The 1574-nt window shown below is 42.3% G+C and carries 1 protein-coding gene; it reads left to right on the forward strand.

Annotated features, from left to right (window positions below; all coding sequences use genetic code 11):
* The first annotated feature begins 162 nt into the window (after nt 1–162).
* Nucleotides 163–1416, forward strand: coding sequence for a transposase (locus tag BKD12_RS16605; RefSeq protein WP_176731000.1), 1254 nt, complete (start codon nt 163–165; stop codon nt 1414–1416).
* Nucleotides 1417–1574 lie beyond the last annotated feature (158 nt).

Consider the following 1574-nt stretch of genomic DNA (forward strand, 5'->3'; position numbering starts at 1 on the left):
CTTGAGTTTCCGCAGAATTATCCCCTTAGATAAATCTACCGTATTTCGTTATCCACAACTTTCAAAAAATGGCCAAAATATAAGGAATCCTAATCCTTTTTGATGTAAAATTAAGCTACCAAACAAAAACCTTACTAAACAAAAAAAGAAAGGGGATTCCTTATGGCTAATTCTACATCAATTACTTACCGTTTGAAAAGAAAAATTTTGACTTTTACAAATAAAATCTCCCGCAGACTTTCGAAACCAGACCGGAAGTTTACAGCAGATATGGTTTATGGCATTCTGGCGTCCAAAAGCTGCCTGCTTACGGATATTTCCGACCAGCTTCATGAAACGGTACATAAGGCAAACACTGTAAAACGACTTTCCAATCATCTCTCAACAGGTATTCCTGCCTCTGCAGCTGCTTCTTATCTTCACACTGTAAAAAGACTCGTACCATCCAATCCCGTAATCCTCATTGATGAAAGTGATATCGTAAAACCGGATGGAAAACAGTTTGAAGCTCTTGGTATCGTTCGCGATGGTTCGGAAAGTACACAGACGAAAAGTATTTATAAAAAGGGCTATCATGTAACTGAGGCCTGTGCCCTGACTGCCAGCAAGCATCCTGTCAGTGTTTTTTCCATGATCCATTCTTCTGCTGAGAAGGACTATAAATCTGTAAACACCATCACGTTTGATGCGATCAGACAGGCATCTGCTCTTTTCGGAAAGGCTACTTTTGTCATGGACCGTGGTTATGATGACAATAAGATATTTCTCATCTTCGACCACCTGAAGCAGGATTACGTGATCCGCCTGAAATCCAACCGGAAACTTCTTTATCACAACAAATGGACAAAGGCAACCGAACTGCGGAACCGGAGGAAAGGAAAAGTCAAAGCGGATGTTTTCTATAAGGGAAAAGAGCATACCGCATATCTTTCCCACGTAAAAGTTCAGATCACTGCCTCCCGGAAAAATATTTATCTGGTTCTGGTCTACGGGATCACGGAACATCCCATGATGCTTGCCACGAACAAAGAGATCCGCTCAAAAGAGGATTTGATCCGCATTGCCCGGACTTACTTTTCCAGATGGCGGATCGAGGAATATTTTCGCTGTAAAAAGCAGACTTTTCAGTTTGAAAACTTCCGGGTAAGGAAACTGGAAGCCATTAACGCTCTTAACTTTTATATTACTTTAGCCATGGCATTTTTAGCTCAGGAAGAATCAAGTCCTGAGACAAACGCCCTGAAAGTTTCAATCATGCAGGAAGCAGATCCAATCAAGGATAAAGTCAGTTTCTGCTATTATCGGCTGGCAAAGGGCATCTCCGGCATACTGTCATATGCCAAAGAGGGCATCCGGCTCTGGTACCGGACAAAGCGTCCGGCGTACCGTCAACTCTGTCTTAAGCTGACCGCTTAAATAGATAAAAGAATATGTCTCCCAAAGTCCGGTTCCGGCGGGGCTTATTAAAGTGCCTCTACGCTCAGTACTGCCACTCTGAATTTCTCAAAAAATCGGCAGATTGGCACTTTGGGTAGACATAGCTATTTTTTTATTGCAGTTTGCGGAAACTCAAG

Source organism: Merdimonas faecis, assembly GCF_001754075.1.
GTDB lineage: Bacteria > Bacillota > Clostridia > Lachnospirales > Lachnospiraceae > Merdimonas > Merdimonas faecis.